Source organism: Actinomadura sp. J1-007, from assembly GCF_009793335.1.
Lineage (GTDB): Bacteria > Actinomycetota > Actinomycetes > Streptosporangiales > Streptosporangiaceae > Spirillospora > Spirillospora yumaensis.
In genome coordinates this window covers 2,019,787-2,036,027 of sequence record NZ_WING01000001.1, presented here as the reverse complement: position 1 = coordinate 2,036,027, position 16,241 = coordinate 2,019,787, and the positions used below count along the sequence as shown (strand labels likewise).

Genomic DNA, 16,241 nt, shown 5'->3' with positions numbered 1-16,241 from the left:
TCTTGACGTTGCTTACGTCACACCTATCATATCTGTCGTATTACCAGTTGTTCCAACCGGAGGTGCCCCTATGCCCGTCCACCCCGAAACGACGGCGCGGCGCGAGATTCCCCGGAGGCTCGCGGCGCGGGCCGCGGAGGCCGGGCTCGACGCCGTCGTCAGCCTCTCCCCGGAGAACATCGCCTACGCCGCCGGGTTCGTGATCCCGTCGCAGCCGCTGATGCGGTGGCGGCACGCCGCGCACGTCGTCACCGCCGACGGGCGCGAGGCGATCGCGTGCGTCGACATGGAGGAGACCACCGTGCGCGCGGCCCGTCCGGACGCGCGGGTGAGCGTCTGGGCCGAGTTCGGCGGCAACGCGATGGAGTGCCTGGCGGGCCTGCTCGCCGATCTCGGCCTCGCGGGCGGGAAGGTCGGGATCGAGCTCGGCTACCTGTCGGTCACCGACCACGCCCAGCTCGCCGCCGCGCTGCCGAAGGCCGCGTTCGAGCCGGTGGACGACCTGCTCGCGCGCGCCCGGCAGCTCAAGACGCCGGACGAGCTGGAGCTGCTGACCCGCCTGTCGCGGATCTCCGACAAGGCGATCGGCGACGCGCTCGGCGCCGTCCGGGCCGGGGACACCGAGATGGACATCGCCGCCGCCCTCACCCGCGGCGTGTACGAGCAGGGCGCGCAGCAGTTCAAGCTGATGATCGTCGCGACCGGCGAGCGCAGCCAGCTCCCGAACGTCGGCCCGACCACGCGCGTCCTGGAGCCCGGCGACGTCTGCCGCGTCGAGATCTTCTCCGTGCTGGACGGCTACCAGGCGGGCGTGTGCCGCACGGCCGTCGTGGGGGACCCGCCGCCCGAGGCCGAGCGCATCTACAAGAACCTGGTGGAGTGCAAGTACCTGGTGCGGGACGCGATCAGGCCCGGCGTGCGGGCGAGCGCGGTGTACGACGCGTTCCTCGGCAAGTTCGAGGAGCTCGGGATGCCGCCGATCGCGTTCGTCGGGCACAGCATCGGCGTGAACCTGCACGAGCGCCCCTACCTCGGCCCGCAGGGCGACCAGGACCTGGAGGCGGGCATGGTCCTCGGCATGGAGCCGCTGGTGTACCGCAGCGGCTTCGGGTTCGGGATGCAGATCAAGGACATGGTCGCGGTCGCCGAGGACGGCTGCCGGCTGCTGTCCGACGTGACCGGCACCGACGAGCTCTTCCGGATCGAGGCGTGATGGCCGAGGCGACCGTGGAGACCACCACGGAGAAGCTGACCCGCGTCCGGAAGGTCATCGCGACCCGGATGCACCAGAGCCTCAGCGCGTCCGCGCAGCTCACGAGCGCGCTGGAGGTCGATCTCGGCCTCGTCATGGACGCGCGGCGCGAGCACGGGGCCGCGTTCAAGGCCGCGCACGGCGTCTCCCTGTCGCCCCTCGCGGCGGTCGCGGCGGCGGTGTGCCGGGCGCTGGCCGAGCCCGCGCACCGGATGCTGAACGCGACGATCGACCTGGACGCGGGCACCGCCTCGTACCACCGCGGGACCAACCTCGGGTTCGCCGTGGACACCCCCGCCGGGCTGATGGTCCCGAACGTCAAGGGCGCGCACGGCCTCACCGTCGCGGGCCTCGCCCGCGAGACCGCCGCCGTCGCCGCACGCGCGCGCGACGGGAGGCTGAAGCTCGCCGACATCGAGGGCGGCACGTTCACCATCACCAACACCGGCTCGCGCGGGTCGCTGCTCGACACCCCGATCCTGAACGCGCCCGAGACCGGCATCCTCGCGGTCGGCAAGGCCGAGCGGCGGCCCGTCGCCGTCGGGACGCCCGGCGCGGACGAACGGGTCGAGATCCGCGACATGGCCTACCTCTGCCTGACCTACGACCACCGGCTCGTGGACGGCGCCGACGCCGCCCGCTTCCTGTCGGCGGTCAAGGCCGACCTCGAAGACCGGAAGATCGACCCCGTCACGGACCTGGAGCTGCCGCGGTGACCCGTCTCGACCACACCGGCATGTCGGTGCCCGACCTCGGCGCGGCCGTGGAGTTCTTCGTCACGCACTTCGGCGCGCGGGTCGAGTTCACCCTGCCGCGCGTGGACGGCGGCGCCGAACGGCTCGGCGCCCCGGCGGACGCCGCGTTCGCCCTCGCCATGCTTGACATCGGCGGGGCGCGGGTAGAGCTGATCCAGTGGTGGTCCCCCCTCGCCGTCGCGGGCGGTCCTCCGCGCGCCGACATGCCGGGCGGCGCCCACCTGGGTGTCGAGGTCGACGACCTGCCCGCTATGTTGGCCAAGCTCGAAGCCGTTCCCGGGGTCATCGTCCTGGGCCGGCCGGTCACCTTCAACGAGGGACCGACCCCGGGACTGACCAACGCCTTCGTCAGCACGCCCTGGGGAGGTCTCGTGGAACTCCTCTCCTGGGGGACGCCGTGATCAGGAAAGTACTCGTCGCCAACCGGGGTGAGATCGCCGTCCGGGCGTTCCGCGCCGCCTACGAGCTCGGCATCGCCAGCGTTGCCGTCTACGCCTACGAAGACCGTTTCTCCCTGCACCGGCAGAAGGCCGACGAGGCGTACGAGATCGGCGAGCGCGGCCACCCCGTGCGCGCCTACCTCGACGTCCAGGGGATCGTGGACACCGCGCTGCGGGTCGGCGCCGACGCCGTCTACCCGGGCTACGGGTTCCTGTCGGAGAGCCCCGAGCTGGCCGAGGCGTGCGAGCGCAACGGGCTGACGTTCGTCGGCCCGTCCTCGGCGGCGCTGAGCCTGGCGGGCAACAAGATCGAGGCGGTCGCGGCGGCCCGGCGCGCGGGCCTGCCCGTCCTGGGCTCGGCCACGCCCGAGCCGGGCGCCGAGCTGGCCGCCGCCGACGAGGTCGGGTTCCCGCTGTTCGTGAAGGCCGCGGCGGGCGGCGGCGGGCGCGGGCTGCGCCGCGTCGACCGCCGCGAGGACCTGGAGGCCGCCGTGGACGCCGCGCGCCGCGAGGCGCAGAGCGCGTTCGGCGACGCGACGGTGTTCCTGGAGCAGGCCGTCGACCGGCCGCGCCACATCGAGGTGCAGATCCTCGCCGACGGCGCCGGCCACACCGTGCACCTGCGCGAGCGCGACTGCTCGGTGCAGCGCCGCCACCAGAAGGTCGTGGAGATCGCGCCCGCGCCCCGCCTGGACGCCTCGGTGGTCGAGGAGCTGTGCGCGGACGCGGTGCGCTTCGCCAGGGAGATCGACTACGTCAACGCGGGCACCGTCGAGTTCCTGGTGGACGACCGCGGCCGGCACGTGTTCATCGAGATGAACCCGCGCATCCAGGTCGAGCACACCGTGACCGAGGAGGTCACGGGCATCGACCTCGTGCAGAGCCAGCTCCGCGTCGCGGGCGGCGAGACCCTCTACGACCTCGGGATCTCGCAGGCTGACGTGAAGGTCTCGGGGTTCGCGGTGCAGTGCCGCATCACCACCGAGGACCCGGCCAACGGGTTCCGCCCCGACACCGGCAAGATCTCCGCCTACCGGTCGCCCGGCGGCGCGGGCGTCCGCCTCGACACCGGCACGACCCACGCGGGCGCCGTCGTCACGCCGCACTTCGACTCGCTGCTGGTCAAGCTGACCTGCCGGGGGCGGACGTTCGAGGAGGCGGCGCGCAGGGCGCGGCGCGCGGTCGCCGAGTTCCGCATCCGGGGCGTGGCGACCAACATCCCGTTCCTCCAGGCGCTGCTGGACGAGGACGACTTCAGCGCGGGCGGCGTCACCACCTCCTACATCGCCGACCACCCCGAGCTGCTCACGGCCCGTTCCAGCGGCGACCGCGCGACCCGCCTCGTCCGCTACCTCGCGGACGTCACCGTCAACAAGCCGCACGGCGACGCGCCGACCGCCCTCGACCCGGCGGTGAAGCTGCCGCCGCTCGACACCGCCGCGCCGTTCCCCGAGGGGTCGCGCGACCGGCTCCTCGCGCTCGGTCCGCGCGCGTTCGCCGAACGGCTCCGCGCGCAGGAGGCGCTCGCCGTCACCGACACCACGTTCCGCGACGCGCACCAGTCGCTGCTCGCGACCCGCGTCCGGACGTACGACCTGCTGACGGCCGCGCCGCACCTGGCCAGGTCGACGCCGGAGCTGCTCTCCCTCGAAGCGTGGGGCGGCGCCACCTACGACGTCGCGCTGCGGTTCCTCGGCGAGTCCCCCTGGGACCGCCTCGCCGCGATCCGCGAGGCCGCGCCGAACCTGTGCGTCCAGATGCTGCTGCGCGGGCGCAACACCGTCGGCTACACCCCGTACCCCGACTCGGTCGCGCGCGCGTTCGTCGCGGAGGCCGCCCGCACGGGCGTCGACATCTTCCGGGTGTTCGACGCGCTCAACGACATCGAGCGGATGCGGCCCGCGATCGACGCCGCCCTCCAGACGCACGCGCTGGTCGAGGGCACCCTCTGCTACACCGGCGACCTGTCGTCCCCCGCCGAGCGGGTCTACACCCTCGACTACTACCTGCGGCTCGCCGAGAGCCTCGTCGAGGCGGGCGTCCACATCCTGTGCGTCAAGGACATGGCGGGCCTGCTGCGGGCGCCCGCCGCCCGCACCCTCGTCACCGCCCTGCGCGAACGCTTCGACCTGCCCGTCCACCTGCACACGCACGACACGGCCGGAGGCCAGCTCGCCACCTACCTCGCCGCGATCGAGGCCGGGGTGGACGCCGTGGACGGCGCCGCCGCGCCGCTGTCCGGCACGACGTCCCAGCCGCCGCTCCAGGCGATCGTCGCGCACACCGACTTCACCTCCCGCGCCACGGGCCTCGACCTCGACGCGCTCACGGCCATGGAGCCGTACTGGGAGGCCGTCCGGAAGCTGTACGCGCCGTTCGAGATGGGGCTCCCGTCGCCGACCGGCCGCGTCTACCACCACGAGATCCCCGGCGGGCAGCTCTCCAACCTGCGGCAGCAGGCCGTCGCGCTCGGCCTCGGCGACCGCTTCGAGGAGATCGAACGGCTCTACGCCGCCGCCGACCGGATCCTCGGCCGCCTGGTGAAGGTCACCCCGTCCAGCAAGGTCGTCGGGGACCTCGCGCTGCACCTGGTCGCCGCCGGGGCCGACCCGGACGAGTTCGCCGAGCACCCCGAGCGCTTCGACATCCCCGACAGCGTCATCGGGTTCCTGAACGGCGAGCTCGGCGACCCGCCCGGCGGCTGGCCCGAGCCGTTCCGCGGCCGGGCCCTCGAAGGCCGCCGCCACACCCCCGCCCGCGCGCAGCTCACCGCGGCGGAGGAGAAGGCCCTCGCCGGGCCCGAGGTCCGCGACACCCTCGACCGGCTGCTGTTCCCCGGCCCGGCCAAGGAGTACCGCGAGGCCCGCGCGGCGTACGGCGACCTGTCGGTGCTGCCGACCGGCGCGTTCCTGTACGGGCTGCGGACGGGCCAGGAGGTGTCGTTCGACCTCGAACCGGGCGTGCGCGTCCTCGCGGGCCTCGAAGCGGTCGGCGACATCGACGAGGCGGGCGTCCGCCAGGTGATCTGCACCGTCAACGGGCAGCTCCGCACGCTCGGCGTCCGCGACAAGGCCGTGGCGTCCGACACGCCGCCGGTCGAGCGCGCCGACCCGGCCGAGCCGGGCCACGTCGCCGCCCCGTTCGACGGCTCGGTCACCGTCCGCGCCGCCAAGGGCGACCGGGTCGCCGCGGGCGACGTCGTCGCGACGATCGAGGCGATGAAGATGGAGGCCGCGATCACCGCGCCCGTGGCGGGCACGGTCACCCGCGTCGCCGTCCCGGGCACCACCCCCGTCCAGGCGGGCGACCTCCTCCTCGTCGTGGACGAGGCGTAGGCACGCCCGGAACCGACCCCCGCGGGGCCATCGCCGAGACGGCGGTGGCCCCGCTCCGCGTCGGGCCCGGCGTGGCGGGCCGGCGGGCCCGCGGGCGGGCCGTGGCGCCGGGGCGGGCGGTCAGGCGAGCAGGCCCGTGAGGACCTGGCGGACGATGCGGGTGAACAGCGCGTCGGCATCGCCGAGGGGGTCCTCGGGGGCGGCGCCCGCGAACGCCGCCGCGAGCCACGGGTAGCGGCCGCCCGCGGCGGCGCCCGCCAGGTAGGCGGCCTGCGCGGCCTGCCGTCCGGTGGGGGAGCGGCGGCTCCGCACCTCGGTCCGCGCGAACAGCGTCACCAGCGCCGACACGACGGCGACCGCCTCCAGCGCCGCCCGTCCCTCGACGCCGGACGGCGCCAGCGCCTCCAGTGCCCGGTCGAGGTAGGCGAGCCCGTTCGGCCCCGCCCGGAGCGGCTCGGGCGGCAGCTCGGCGAGCCAGGGATGCCGCAGGTGGACGGCCTTGGCGCGGACGGCGAGCCCGGTCAGGTCGGCCACCGGGTCGCCGCTCGCCGTACCGCCGAGGTCCAGCTCCCCGAACGCGGCGTCGGCCATCAGGTCCAGCAGGTCGTCGCGTCCGGACACGTACCGGTAGAGGGTCGCCGGACCGGTGCCGAGCCGCTTGGCGAGGGCCCGCACGGACAGCGCGTCCAGCCCGCCCTCGTCGGCCAGCGCGATCGCGGCGGCCGTGATCTCGGCGCGGCTGCGCTCGGGCGCCGGCCCGCGCGCGCCCCGTGCGGGCCGTTCCCACACGGTCGTCCGCCGCCCGGCCTCCGTGTCGTCCGCCACGCGCCCTCCCCTTCGCCGCACCGCCCGCCGTGGCCTACACTAATAACTGCGAACGCTGATCGCAGTAATAGGAGGGACCATGAACACGGCGACGAGCCTGTGGACGCCCGTCCGGTGGGCGGAGAACGGCCCGGTCAAGCTGGCCTACGACCGCCTGACCGAGGGCGCGGACGGCGAGCCGCTCCTGCTCGTCACCGGGCTCGGCGTCTCCCGCCGCTGGTGGCCGGACGGCCTGTGCCGCGCCCTCGCGGCGCGGGGCTTCGCGGTCGCCCGGTACGACCAGCGCGACGCCGGGGAGTCGACGCACCTGCCGAGACCGGACTCCGGCAACCCGATCGCCGCGCTGTTCCGCAAGCGCGGCGACGCGTACACCGCCGAGGACATGACCGACGACGCGGCCGCCGTGGCGGACGCGCTCGGCTGGGACTCGGCGCACCTGTTCGGGCAGTCGCTCGGCGGCGCCGTCGCCCAGCGGATCGCGCTGCGCCACCCCCGCCGGGTCCGCACGCTGACCACGGTCTCGGCGGTCCCCGGCGACGCGGCGGGCCTCGCCACCCTCCGCTACGTCCGGCTGGGGACGCTGGCGAGGTTCGCGCGCGTCAGGCACCCCGGCACACCGGAGGGCGACATCGAGGCGGGCGTGGAGGTGGCGCGCATCCTCGCCTCGCCCGCCCACCCGTTCGACGAGGCCGCCACGCGGGCGTTCGTCGCGGGCCTCGCTGACGCGGGCGTACGGGACGGACGCTCGCAGAGCCGCCAGATCGGCGCGCAGTGGCACGGCCCCCGATCGACGGGATCGAGGCGCCGACGCTCGTCCTGCACGGCGAGGACGACCCGCTGATCAGGACGGGCGCGGCGCGCCGGGTGGCGGCCCGCGTCCCGGGAGCCAGGCTCGTCACACTGCCCGGCGTCGGCCACGAGCTGCCCGCGCCCGTCTGGGACGAGGTGGCCGCCGAGGTCCGCAGCCTCGCGGACCGCCGCCCGGCCTGACCGCGCCGAGCCGGGCGTAGGACATTTGTCCTGGCGGAAGTGGGGATGGTCGGCTCTGCCGCCGCGCACCCGGTGGGCGGGAGCCTTGAGGGGTCGGCAGGACACGGACCCAAGGAGCGGACATGATCGGCACTCTCACCTCTCGCCGGACCCCCGTCGCGGCGGACGGCCCGGAGAACGTCAGGGCGCTGCCGATCTGGTTCTTCGCGTTCGAGGGCGCGATGGGCGCCGCGTACGACGTGTGCCACACCTGGCACGGGGCCTGGGCGGTGCTCGTCGCGCTCGGCGCGGTCAACATCGTGCTCGGCCTGACCGTCCTGCGCCGCCGGATGAAGCTGGTCAAGGCCATGCTGCGGAACGGCCGGACGCGCCACATCGCGTTCGGCCTGGTCGGCGCGCGGCTCGGGCTGCACCTGCTGCTCGGCGCCGCGGGCGTCGCGGCGACCACCCCGCTGGCGCACCTCGGGCTCGCGGTGGTGATGGCGGGGGCGACGATGGCGCTGCTCTGGTTCGACCAGCGCGTCACGTTCCGCGCGCTCGGCCTCACCCCCGCCTGACCGCCGGAGGAGCGCGCCGTCCTGGTGGACGCGCGACCTCGATCCGGCCGAGGCCGGCTGCCTGGCGTCCGCGCGGGTCCGGAGGGCCGGCGTGGCCGATGCCGGCCCCGCCGCGCTGCCGGACGGCCCGCTGCTGCCGCACCTCGACGTGACGTGGTGGACGCGGCGGACCTGCCCGGCCTGCCGTTCCCCGTCGGGAACGGTCCGCGCGCCGCCGACGTTGTCGGGGCGGTGCGCCGCCTGCTGGAGAGCGGGCGCGTCGCCGCGCTGGACATCGCCTGCCCCTGGGGGCCGGTCGAGGACGCCGCCCCGCGCGCCCGCCTGCTCGCCGAGCTGACCGGACAGGCCGGGCGCGGGGGCGCCGAGTCGGAGGGGGGCGCATGAGCGCCGAGGACGCGGGCACGCCGGACGAGCCGTACGCGGACCGGATCAGGACCGACCGGCCCGTCTCCGCGCGGGTGTGGGACTACTGGCTGGGCGGCAAGGACCACTACGAGGTGGACCGGATCGCGGGGGAGGCCGTCGCCCGGCAGGTCCCCGGGATCGTCGCGGCGGCGCGGACGGACCGGCTGTTCCTCGGACGCTGCGTACGGCACCTCACGGCGGACGAGGGCGTGCGCCAGTTCCTCGATATCGGCACGGGCCTGCCCACGGCCGACAACACGCACGACATCGCCCAGCGGGTGGCGCCGGAGTCCCGCGTGGTCTACGTCGACAACGACCCGCTCGTGCTCGTCCACGCGCGGGCGCTGCTCACCAGCTCCCCGGAAGGCGCCACCGACTACATCGACGCGGACGTGCGCGACCCCGACCGCATCCTGGAGCAGGCCGCGGCCACGCTCGACTTCGACCGGCCCGTGGCCCTCATGATGCTCGCGCTGCTGCACCTCGTCACCGACGACGGGGAGGTGCGGCGCATCCTGCGCCGCCTCGTGGACGCCCTGCCGCCGGGCAGCTACGTGGCGCTGTCCCACGCGTGCGTCGACGTGGAGGCGACGCGCGTCGCCGTCGAGGCGTGGAACGACAGCAGCACGCCGCACCCGATCAAGGCCCGTACCCGCAAGGAGATCGAGGCTCTCTTCACCGGCCTCGAACTGGTCGAGCCGGGCGTCGTCTCCTGCCCCCGCTGGCGTCCCGAGCCCAACCCGTGGGGCGAGGCGCAGGAGACCATGACCTTCTGCGGCCTGGCGCGCAAGCCCCTCGGCGGCGCGGCCTGACCGCTTGTGGAACGGCCAGAAAACTACACCGATGGCCAGGAAACGGGAGAAGATCGGGGCGAGACAGGCGGCCTGACCGAGGGGATTCTTTGGCGCACATCGCATTGGACGAGCACGTTCCCGGACTGCCCTCGCTGCTGGCGTTCCGGCCGGAGACCAGCGGGCCGCTCATGGCGCTGGCCGAGACGCTGCTGCGCGGCGAGAGCCCGCTGTCGCGCGGCGAGCGCGAGCTGATCGCGGCGTACGTGTCCGAGCTGAACGGGTGCCGTTTCTGCGCGGGCTCCCACGGAGCGTGCGCCGCCGTCCAACTGCCCGGCGGCGCGGACCTCGTCCGGCAGGTGCACGCCGACCTGGCCGCCGCGCCCATCTCCGACAAGCTGAAGGCGCTGCTCGGCATCGCCGGCGCGGTGCAGCGCGGCGGGCGCGAGGTCGGCGAGGCCCACCTCGCCCCGGCCCGCGCGGCCGGCGCCACGGACGTCGAGATCCACGACACCGTCCTCATCGCCGCGGCGTTCTGCATGTACAACCGCTACGTGGACGGCCTGGCCACCGCTACCCCGGCCGACCCCGCCGCGTACGCCGAGATCGGGGAGCACCTCGCCGCCCGCGGCTACGCCGAGAGGTAGCCCGAAGGAATTCGACAGGATCGGGACATCTTTTCTCTGGCCGCGCGCGGGACCGTTCTCCGATCATGGACGGATGGCGACGACCTCTCCGGCCGGGCGGTTCCGGCCGTCCCTCGCGGCTCTCGGGTTCGCGGTCTCGGCGGCCGTCGCGCTGGCGTTCGCGGTGCCGGCGATCGGCTGGTGGTTCGGCGTCGGCATGGCGACCGACGAGGACGAGGCGCCCGCCCCGCCGGACCCGCACGCGGTGGTGGCGCGCGCCGCCGCGGTGGCCGTCCTGACCGTCGGAGTGGGCCTCGTGCTGTGCCTGCGCCGCCGCCACCCGTCCGTCGGCGCGGGGATGATCGCGGGGTGGACGGTGCTCACGGTCGCCTCCGGAGGCTTCCTCACGGGCGTCGCGCCGTCGCTGTACGAGCCGATGACGCGGTACGCGTCGTGGATCAACGGCACGGCGGAATCCGGGGCGACGCCGCTGGCCCGCCGGATGGACTCGGCACTCGTCGGGGCACTGTCGCAGTCGCCGGGGGCGGTGACGCGCGTCGTTCTGGCGCATCTGACTCCGCGCGCGTCCGGGACGCCGGGCGTGCGCGTCCAGGCCGGGGCGACGATCACCGGCGGCGGTGGCGAGGAGGCGATCCGCGGCCCGCTGACGCGCCGCCTCGCCTCCCGCTACGAGCGCGCCGAGCCTCCGCGCGGCGGTTTCGGCGCCCGGTTCAAGGTCGGCGCGGACATCGCCCTGGAGATCGGCGCCGACTCGGACGGCACGGTCAAGATCTTCCTCACCACTCCGCTGCTGCCCGCCCGTTCCACGGTCCGCGCGTTGCCGCAGACCCGCGACGAGCGCACGTTCGGGCAGGCCGCGGACCTCGCCCGCGTCGCCGACGTCCGCCTGCGCATGGTCGGCGCCACCGCCGCCGTGCCCTGCCCCGGCGGCGGCACCGCCCACGTGTTCTCGACGGACGCCGCCACGCCGCTCCTCACCTCGGTCGATCTCACGAAGACCGCGAACGCGACCGTCCTGCGCATGCACAACCCCCCTCCGCCGACGATCTGGCCGTCACCAACGGAGCCCTGGACCTGCACCTGGCAGGCGAAACCCACGCCCCCATCACCATCTTCCGCCGCTGCACCCCCTGACCCCGACCCCGCCCTCACCGGTGCCCGGTGAGGGAGTGGACGATCCGGTGGCCGAGCTCCTCGGTCAGGCACGGCCCGACGAGGACGGCCTTGCCCGGATCGGCGGGCTTCGCGGCGACCCGGCCGGCGACCAGGAGCCGACCGCCGACGCTCATGCCGAGGACGTTCCGCGGCGCCTTCTCGCGGCCGACGTCCGCCCGGAGCCGCTGGTACGCGGCCAGCCCCGCGTCCGGAAGGTCGATCTCCACCCGGAAGCGTCCGAGCCCGCCCACCTCACCGGTGGTGAGCTTGGCATCGTCGGCCGGCCCGAGTGTGACCGGCTCGCCCGTCAGCCGGTAGCAGTCGTTGTCCAGGACCGCCTGGACGGCCCCGCCCCGGCAGGGTGCCTCCCCGGCTTCCACGGCCTGCTGGTAGGTGAGCGGCTGTCCCTTCGGAGGTGCCGGAACGAGAGCGCCCAAGGCGGCGGGGGAGGCCGCCTTCTCGTGCGGCCCGCTCGCCACGGCGACCCCGACGGCCCCGGCGCCGACCGCGAGAGCACCGCTACCGGCGACGACGGCCGCCACCTTCCACGACACGCGCTTGCGGACAACGTTCTCAAATCGCGCCATGGCCGTTCCTCAGGGCAGGGAGCCGGATGCAAGATCGACACGCTAACAGCGCCACCCCGCCCGTACAGCACCCGCGCGAGTCCGCATCCGGCCGATCCGAGCGCCGCCCCACCGGACCCCGGCAGGGCGGCCGCTCATCGCTGTGAACGCCTCGGCCTACGCCCCGCCGACCCGGGCGTCCTTGATGACCCGAACGAGCCGTCCGAAGCCGTCCCGCCGCAAGAGAACCCGGGGCCCGTCAGGATTCTTACTGTCCCGAACGGCCACAGCGGCGGGCATGGACGCCAACTCGACGCAGTTGTCGCCCGAATTGTTGCTGCGTGATGCCTTGCGCCACACCGAAGCCTCCGGAGCCGCCATGGCTCAGATGTCCCGTTTGATGGTGTGGACGAGTCGTCCGAAGTCGTTGCGGGGGAGGAGGATGGCGGGCCCGTTGGGGTCCTTGCTGTCGCGGATGGCGACCGTGTCGGGCACGGACGCCAACTCGACGCAGGCGTCGCCTGAGTTGTTGCTGCGTGATGCTTTGCGCCACACCATCGTGCTCAGGTCCATCTCTCGTCAATCACCTTTCGGATGAGGGCCCGACTATCTCTCACATTGAGCGCTTCTGACTGGAGTGTAACGAAAGTGTCGCTTACGAGGGCGACGTTGTTGTCCTCCGCCGTCGTCTCGCCTCCGTACGCCTTGGCGATGTAGGCCACTTGTTGCTGATCGGGTTGGGTCGCGATGTTGAACGTGCCCCAGAGGTCTGGGATGTAGATGATGGGAAGGATCTGGATGATGATCTTTTCCCGGGTGGAGAGTTCCAGGAGGTATTCGAGCTGCTCCCTCATCACCTCGGGGCCGCCGACCTCGCGGTAGAGGACGGTCTCGTCCATGACGACCGTGACCATGGGCGGCCGCTCGCGGTGCAGGATCTTCTGCCGTTCCAGCCGCGCCTTGACGTCGTCCTCCTCGGCCAGCATCGCCCGCGCGTACGCCTCGGTCTGGAACAGCCCGTAGACGATCCGCTCCTCGTAGGCGCGCAGCATGATCGCCGTGGCCTCGACCTTGGGAAAGTGGATGAAGTACCGGGGGTACTTGGCCGTCTTGATCGCGTCGAGCAGCTCGTCCCACGCCTCCTGGAGCGTGGTCCCGGAGTGCAGGGCCTTGTCGAGGCGCACGGTGAAGTCGCGGCGGCAGCGGGTGTGGCCGCCCTCAACCTGGCCGATGTAGCTGCGCGACACCGCGGTCAGCTCGCCGAGTTCGTGCTGGTTGAGGCCCGCTTCCATGCGCAGGCGCCGCAGTTCGGCGCCGAAGCTGAGCAGGGCGGGGGCGACCCTCTTGTCGGCGGCCATGGGGGAACCTCCGTATTTGTCGGCTGCCAGTAAAAGTGAGCGAATTGTTGGAGCTTTCTCGCTTGCCCATAAACCTATGTTCCTTTGTGTGTTGATGGTGGGCGTACCGCAAAATCCATTCCGGGATCAAGCTGTCTCGGACGATCCAGAGGCGTGCGCGACATGATCGATACAGCGGAAACGGCGGGCGTGAGCACTTTCGTGATCGAATCCAGCGAGCGCGCTCCCGCGGCGGCGCGGGCGTTCGCCGCCGGGGTCTTCCGGGAACGCGGCCTCGGGGATGACCACATCGCCCGGCTCGTGATCGACGAGCTGGTCACCAACGTCCACCGGCACACCGCCACCGAAATGGCCGTCGTGCGCATCCTGACCGGGGCCGCCGCGCCGGTCATCGAGGTCTGGGACCGTTCCGACGAGATGCCGGTCATCGGGGCCGAGGACTTCGAGCGGGAGAACGGCCGCGGCCTGCTGCTCATGTCGCAGCTCGTGGCCGCGTGGGGCACCCGCCCCCTCGCCGAAGGCGGCAAGGTCGTATGGGCCCGCCTCCGCGCGGAAACCAGCGAGTGAGGAGAGGCCCTCCGCCCCGGAGATGCCCCCTTGTTGGAGCTTCGCTCTCGGGCTCAGATGACAACAGGTGATGGGCACGCTACGTACAGAGGAGAGGCAGCGATGTTCAAGAACGCCGACCGCATCCCCATGTCCCCTGCTCCTGAGACGCCATGTCCCAATGTGGTGCGACCGTGGGGCCTGCGCCGCATGGCGCCCTACAAGAACACGGGCGTCGTCGGCCCCGTCGCGACACGGATCGACCCCATCTCACAGGTGGGGGCCGCTGGCGACGGTGAGCTGATCGATGCCAAGCACAAGCGATCCAACACCGGCACCGAGAAGCCCACCAGCACCAACAGGGGAGACGGGAAGGACGCCGGAGAGGACACCGACCACTCACAGGACAGTGATCAGGATTGATGACCGAATCACCTCCCGTGCTGGTGGTCACGCAACCGGAAGATGTGACGGCTGACATCGTCGTCGCCGGACTCAACCGGCGCGGCGTGCCCGTCGTGCGGTTCGACCCCTCTGAGTTTCCGCACTCCCTCGCCTTCTCGGCGACATTCGACGGCGACGGGCTGCGCGGCAGCCTGACGACCGCGACACACCATGTCGACCTCAGCGCCGTACGGTCGCTGTACTACCGGCGTCCGCGCGGCTTCACCTTTCCCGGCCTCGACGGCCAGGAATCCCGTTTCGCCACGTTGCAAGCCCGCTTCGGGCTCGGCGGCGTGCTGGCGTCGCTTCCCGGGTGTCTGTACGTCAACCATCCGCACGCCATGGCCGACGCCGAGTTCAAACCCGCGCAACTCGCCGTCGCGGCCGGGTTGGGGTTCGTCGTCCCGAAGACGCTCGTCACCAACGAGCCCGACCGTGCTCGGATGTTCGCCGCCGAGCACGGGCCGATCATCTACAAGCCCCTGCGCGCGTGCCCCTACCGTCGCGACGGACGGGCGCAAACCGTGTGGGTGGCCGAGGTGGACCCAGCGGAGCTCGACGAGTCGATCGCCACGACAGCGCACCTGTTCCAGACACGAGTGCCGGCCGTCGGCCACCTCCGGGTGACGGCGGTCGGCGACCGAGTGTTCTGCGTGCGCATCGACTCCGGTGACCTGCTGGACTGGAGGTACGACTACGAAGTGCTCACCTACACTGCCACCGACACGCCGCCCGGCCTGGCCGACCTGATCGCCGCCTACCTCAGACGGTTCGACCTGGTCTTCGGATGCTTCGACTTCGCGTTACGACCCGACGGCACCGCGGTGTTTCTGGAGTGCAACCCCAACGGGCAATGGGCGTGGCTGGAGGACGAGACCCACCTGCCCATGACCGCCGCGCTTGTCGATCTCCTCGAACGGGGGCGCGCGTGACCGACGGCAACGACGCACGAGCCGCCTCGCTGCGGCGTGCGCTGGCCGACGCGCTCGAACGGTCCGGCGATCTGCACTCGCCGCAATGGCGGCGCTCGGTCGAACGCGTGCCGCGGCACCTGTTCGTGCCCGAGTTCTTCCGGCGGACCGAGACCTCTGACCGGGGCACTCTGTGGGCGCCGATCAGCAGCGGCCGCGATCCGGAACAGTGGCTCGACCTCGCTTACCGGGACGAGACCCTGGTGACCCAGCTCGACCGCCACATCACCCCACATGATGTGACGGAGCCGGTCGGCGGCGACCCGACGTCGTCATCGACGCTTCCCGGCCTGGTCGTGCGGATGCTGGAAGACCTTGATGTCGCCGATGGCATGAGCGTTCTGGAGGTCGGCACCGGCTCGGGGTATTCGTCGGCGTTGATGTGCGACCGGCTCGGTGATGACCGGGTCACTTCGATCGAGGTCGATCCCGCCGTCGCGGCGGGCGCCGCCGCAGCGTTGCGGCGCGCGGGTTTCGCCCCGGGTCTGGTGGTCGGTGACGGGCTCGACGGCGTTCCCGAGCGTGCTCCGTACGACCGTGTGATCGCGACGTGCGCTGTGCGGCGCGTCCCCCGCCCATGGCTCGACCAGGTCCGCGCTGGGGGACGCATCCTGGTCACGGTGACCGGATGGCTTCGCGGGTACGGGCTCGCGGTGTTGGAGATGGGCGATGACGGGGTCGCCGAGGGACGGTTCCTGCCCGGGACGATCTCGTTCATGATCGCTCGTTCGCAGGCGCCGCCGACAATCGGGGACGACCAGTGGAACGCGGTGTTCGGTGCGCTCGCCGAGGTCGGACCTCGACCGGCGGTCGTCGGGCCCGGCATCCGCAAGGACTGGACCGGCGTGTTCGTCGCGCAACTCGCCTTGCCCACCACCCAGGAACAGGTGATCCGCATCGACGGCGGACCGTGGACCACCTACTACCTCGACACCGCGACCGAGTCCGCCGCCTCCCTCACGCCAGAGCCGGACGGCGGATGGGCCGTCCGCCAGAGCGGGCCGGTCCGCCTCTGGGACAAGCTTGAGGCGGCGGTCGTCCGATGGCGTGAGGCGGGCAGCCCCCCGCAAGAGCGCTTCCGGATTCGCACCGACGGCCACGCTCAGACGGTCTGGCTCGACGCCGGTGACGGTTCGCTCTCGTGGGATCTGACCGTCTAGGACGCTGGAACGCCCCCGGTCTCCGTTCGCGCGAGAAACCGGGG

20 protein-coding genes are annotated in these 16,241 nt (G+C 72.8%); 15 read left to right on the top strand and 5 right to left on the bottom strand.

The annotated features are described in order from the left end of the window. Positions 1–70 precede the first annotated feature (70 nt). The 4 genes from GEV43_RS09205 to GEV43_RS09190 are packed head-to-tail and all read left to right on the top strand — an operon-like array spanning position 71 to position 5,782. On the top strand, positions 71–1,213 hold the full coding sequence (locus GEV43_RS09205; protein WP_160820321.1) for a Xaa-Pro peptidase family protein: 1,143 nt from the start codon (positions 71–73) through the stop codon (positions 1,211–1,213). Further along, positions 1,213–1,968 carry a 2-oxo acid dehydrogenase subunit E2 gene (locus GEV43_RS09200; protein ID WP_160820320.1) on the top strand — a complete coding sequence of 252 codons (756 nt, stop codon included), beginning with the start codon at positions 1,213–1,215 and terminating at the stop codon, positions 1,966–1,968. Before GEV43_RS09205 ends, GEV43_RS09200 begins: the two co-directional genes overlap by 1 nt. Beyond that, entirely contained in the window at positions 1,965–2,408 is a 444-nt protein-coding gene (locus GEV43_RS09195; RefSeq protein ID WP_160820319.1) for a VOC family protein, read from the top strand. The genes GEV43_RS09200 and GEV43_RS09195 overlap by 4 nt, the downstream gene beginning before the upstream one ends. Continuing rightward, positions 2,405–5,782: a pyruvate carboxylase gene (locus tag GEV43_RS09190; protein WP_160820318.1), complete on the top strand. Its 3,378-nt coding sequence runs from the start codon at positions 2,405–2,407 to the stop codon at positions 5,780–5,782. Before GEV43_RS09195 ends, GEV43_RS09190 begins: the two co-directional genes overlap by 4 nt. A 120-nt stretch (positions 5,783–5,902) precedes the next feature. Here GEV43_RS09190 and GEV43_RS09185 read toward each other — a convergent pair whose 3' ends face one another. Further along, positions 5,903–6,607, bottom strand: coding sequence for a helix-turn-helix domain-containing protein (locus GEV43_RS09185; RefSeq protein WP_309239542.1), 705 nt, complete (start codon positions 6,605–6,607; stop codon positions 5,903–5,905). 79 nt (positions 6,608–6,686) lie between these two features. Between GEV43_RS09185 and GEV43_RS09180 the strand changes: the two genes are divergently transcribed. The 7 genes from GEV43_RS09180 to GEV43_RS09155 all read left to right on the top strand — a co-directional run bounded on the left by GEV43_RS09180 (position 6,687) and on the right by GEV43_RS09155 (position 11,162). Then, a complete protein-coding gene (locus tag GEV43_RS09180; protein ID WP_241682835.1) occupies positions 6,687–7,448 on the top strand; it encodes an alpha/beta fold hydrolase in 762 nt (253 codons plus the stop codon). After that, complete coding sequence (locus GEV43_RS49785) at positions 7,379–7,597, top strand: alpha/beta fold hydrolase (RefSeq protein WP_309239541.1); 219 nt, start codon at positions 7,379–7,381, stop codon at positions 7,595–7,597. Before GEV43_RS09180 ends, GEV43_RS49785 begins: the two co-directional genes overlap by 70 nt. 122 nt (positions 7,598–7,719) lie before the next feature. After that, the gene (locus GEV43_RS09175; RefSeq protein ID WP_206681104.1) at positions 7,720–8,154 is read left to right on the top strand and encodes a hypothetical protein; all 435 of its coding nucleotides are present in this window, start codon (positions 7,720–7,722) and stop codon (positions 8,152–8,154) included. 156 nt (positions 8,155–8,310) lie between these two features. Next, complete coding sequence (locus GEV43_RS09170) at positions 8,311–8,538, top strand: hypothetical protein (protein WP_160820317.1); 228 nt, start codon at positions 8,311–8,313, stop codon at positions 8,536–8,538. After that, complete coding sequence (locus GEV43_RS09165) at positions 8,535–9,371, top strand: SAM-dependent methyltransferase (protein WP_160820316.1); 837 nt, start codon at positions 8,535–8,537, stop codon at positions 9,369–9,371. The genes GEV43_RS09170 and GEV43_RS09165 overlap by 4 nt, the downstream gene beginning before the upstream one ends. 89 nt (positions 9,372–9,460) lie before the next feature. Next, the gene (locus GEV43_RS09160) at positions 9,461–9,997 is read left to right on the top strand and encodes a carboxymuconolactone decarboxylase family protein (RefSeq protein ID WP_160820315.1); all 537 of its coding nucleotides are present in this window, start codon (positions 9,461–9,463) and stop codon (positions 9,995–9,997) included. A gap of 73 nt (positions 9,998–10,070) precedes the next feature. Beyond that, positions 10,071–11,162, top strand: a complete 1,092-nt coding sequence (locus tag GEV43_RS09155) for a hypothetical protein (protein ID WP_160820314.1) — start codon at positions 10,071–10,073, stop codon at positions 11,160–11,162. On the opposite strand, the gene GEV43_RS09150 is transcribed toward GEV43_RS09155, so the two are convergent. From GEV43_RS09150 to GEV43_RS09135, 4 genes are all read right to left on the bottom strand, one after another. Next, a complete protein-coding gene (locus GEV43_RS09150; protein WP_160820313.1) occupies positions 11,146–11,739 on the bottom strand; it encodes a hypothetical protein in 594 nt (197 codons plus the stop codon). The genes GEV43_RS09155 and GEV43_RS09150 overlap by 17 nt on opposite strands. Before the next feature lie 156 nt (positions 11,740–11,895). Then, on the bottom strand, positions 11,896–12,099 hold the full coding sequence (locus GEV43_RS09145) for a DUF397 domain-containing protein (protein ID WP_160820312.1): 204 nt from the start codon (positions 12,097–12,099) through the stop codon (positions 11,896–11,898). 3 nt (positions 12,100–12,102) lie between these two features. After that, positions 12,103–12,291 carry a DUF397 domain-containing protein gene (locus tag GEV43_RS09140; protein ID WP_160820311.1) on the bottom strand — a complete coding sequence of 63 codons (189 nt, stop codon included), beginning with the start codon at positions 12,289–12,291 and terminating at the stop codon, positions 12,103–12,105. Then, positions 12,282–13,076 carry a helix-turn-helix transcriptional regulator gene (locus GEV43_RS09135; protein ID WP_160820310.1) on the bottom strand — a complete coding sequence of 265 codons (795 nt, stop codon included), beginning with the start codon at positions 13,074–13,076 and terminating at the stop codon, positions 12,282–12,284. The genes GEV43_RS09140 and GEV43_RS09135 overlap by 10 nt, the downstream gene beginning before the upstream one ends. Before the next feature lie 189 nt (positions 13,077–13,265). Here GEV43_RS09135 and GEV43_RS09130 point away from each other — a divergent pair, with 189 nt between their 5' ends. The 4 genes from GEV43_RS09130 (at position 13,266) to tgmC (ending at position 16,197) form a co-directional block, all read left to right on the top strand. Continuing rightward, a complete protein-coding gene (locus tag GEV43_RS09130; protein WP_160820309.1) occupies positions 13,266–13,643 on the top strand; it encodes an ATP-binding protein in 378 nt (125 codons plus the stop codon). Between the two features lie 102 nt (positions 13,644–13,745). After that, entirely contained in the window at positions 13,746–14,045 is a 300-nt protein-coding gene (gene tgmA / locus GEV43_RS09125) for a putative ATP-grasp-modified RiPP (RefSeq protein ID WP_160820308.1), read from the top strand. Continuing rightward, entirely contained in the window at positions 14,045–14,998 is a 954-nt protein-coding gene (gene tgmB, locus GEV43_RS09120) for an ATP-grasp ribosomal peptide maturase (RefSeq protein WP_160820307.1), read from the top strand. Before tgmA ends, tgmB begins: the two co-directional genes overlap by 1 nt. After that, on the top strand, positions 14,995–16,197 hold the full coding sequence (gene tgmC / locus GEV43_RS09115) for an ATP-grasp peptide maturase system methyltransferase (RefSeq protein ID WP_309239540.1): 1,203 nt from the start codon (positions 14,995–14,997) through the stop codon (positions 16,195–16,197). The genes tgmB and tgmC overlap by 4 nt, the downstream gene beginning before the upstream one ends. Positions 16,198–16,241: the final 44 nt, after the last annotated feature.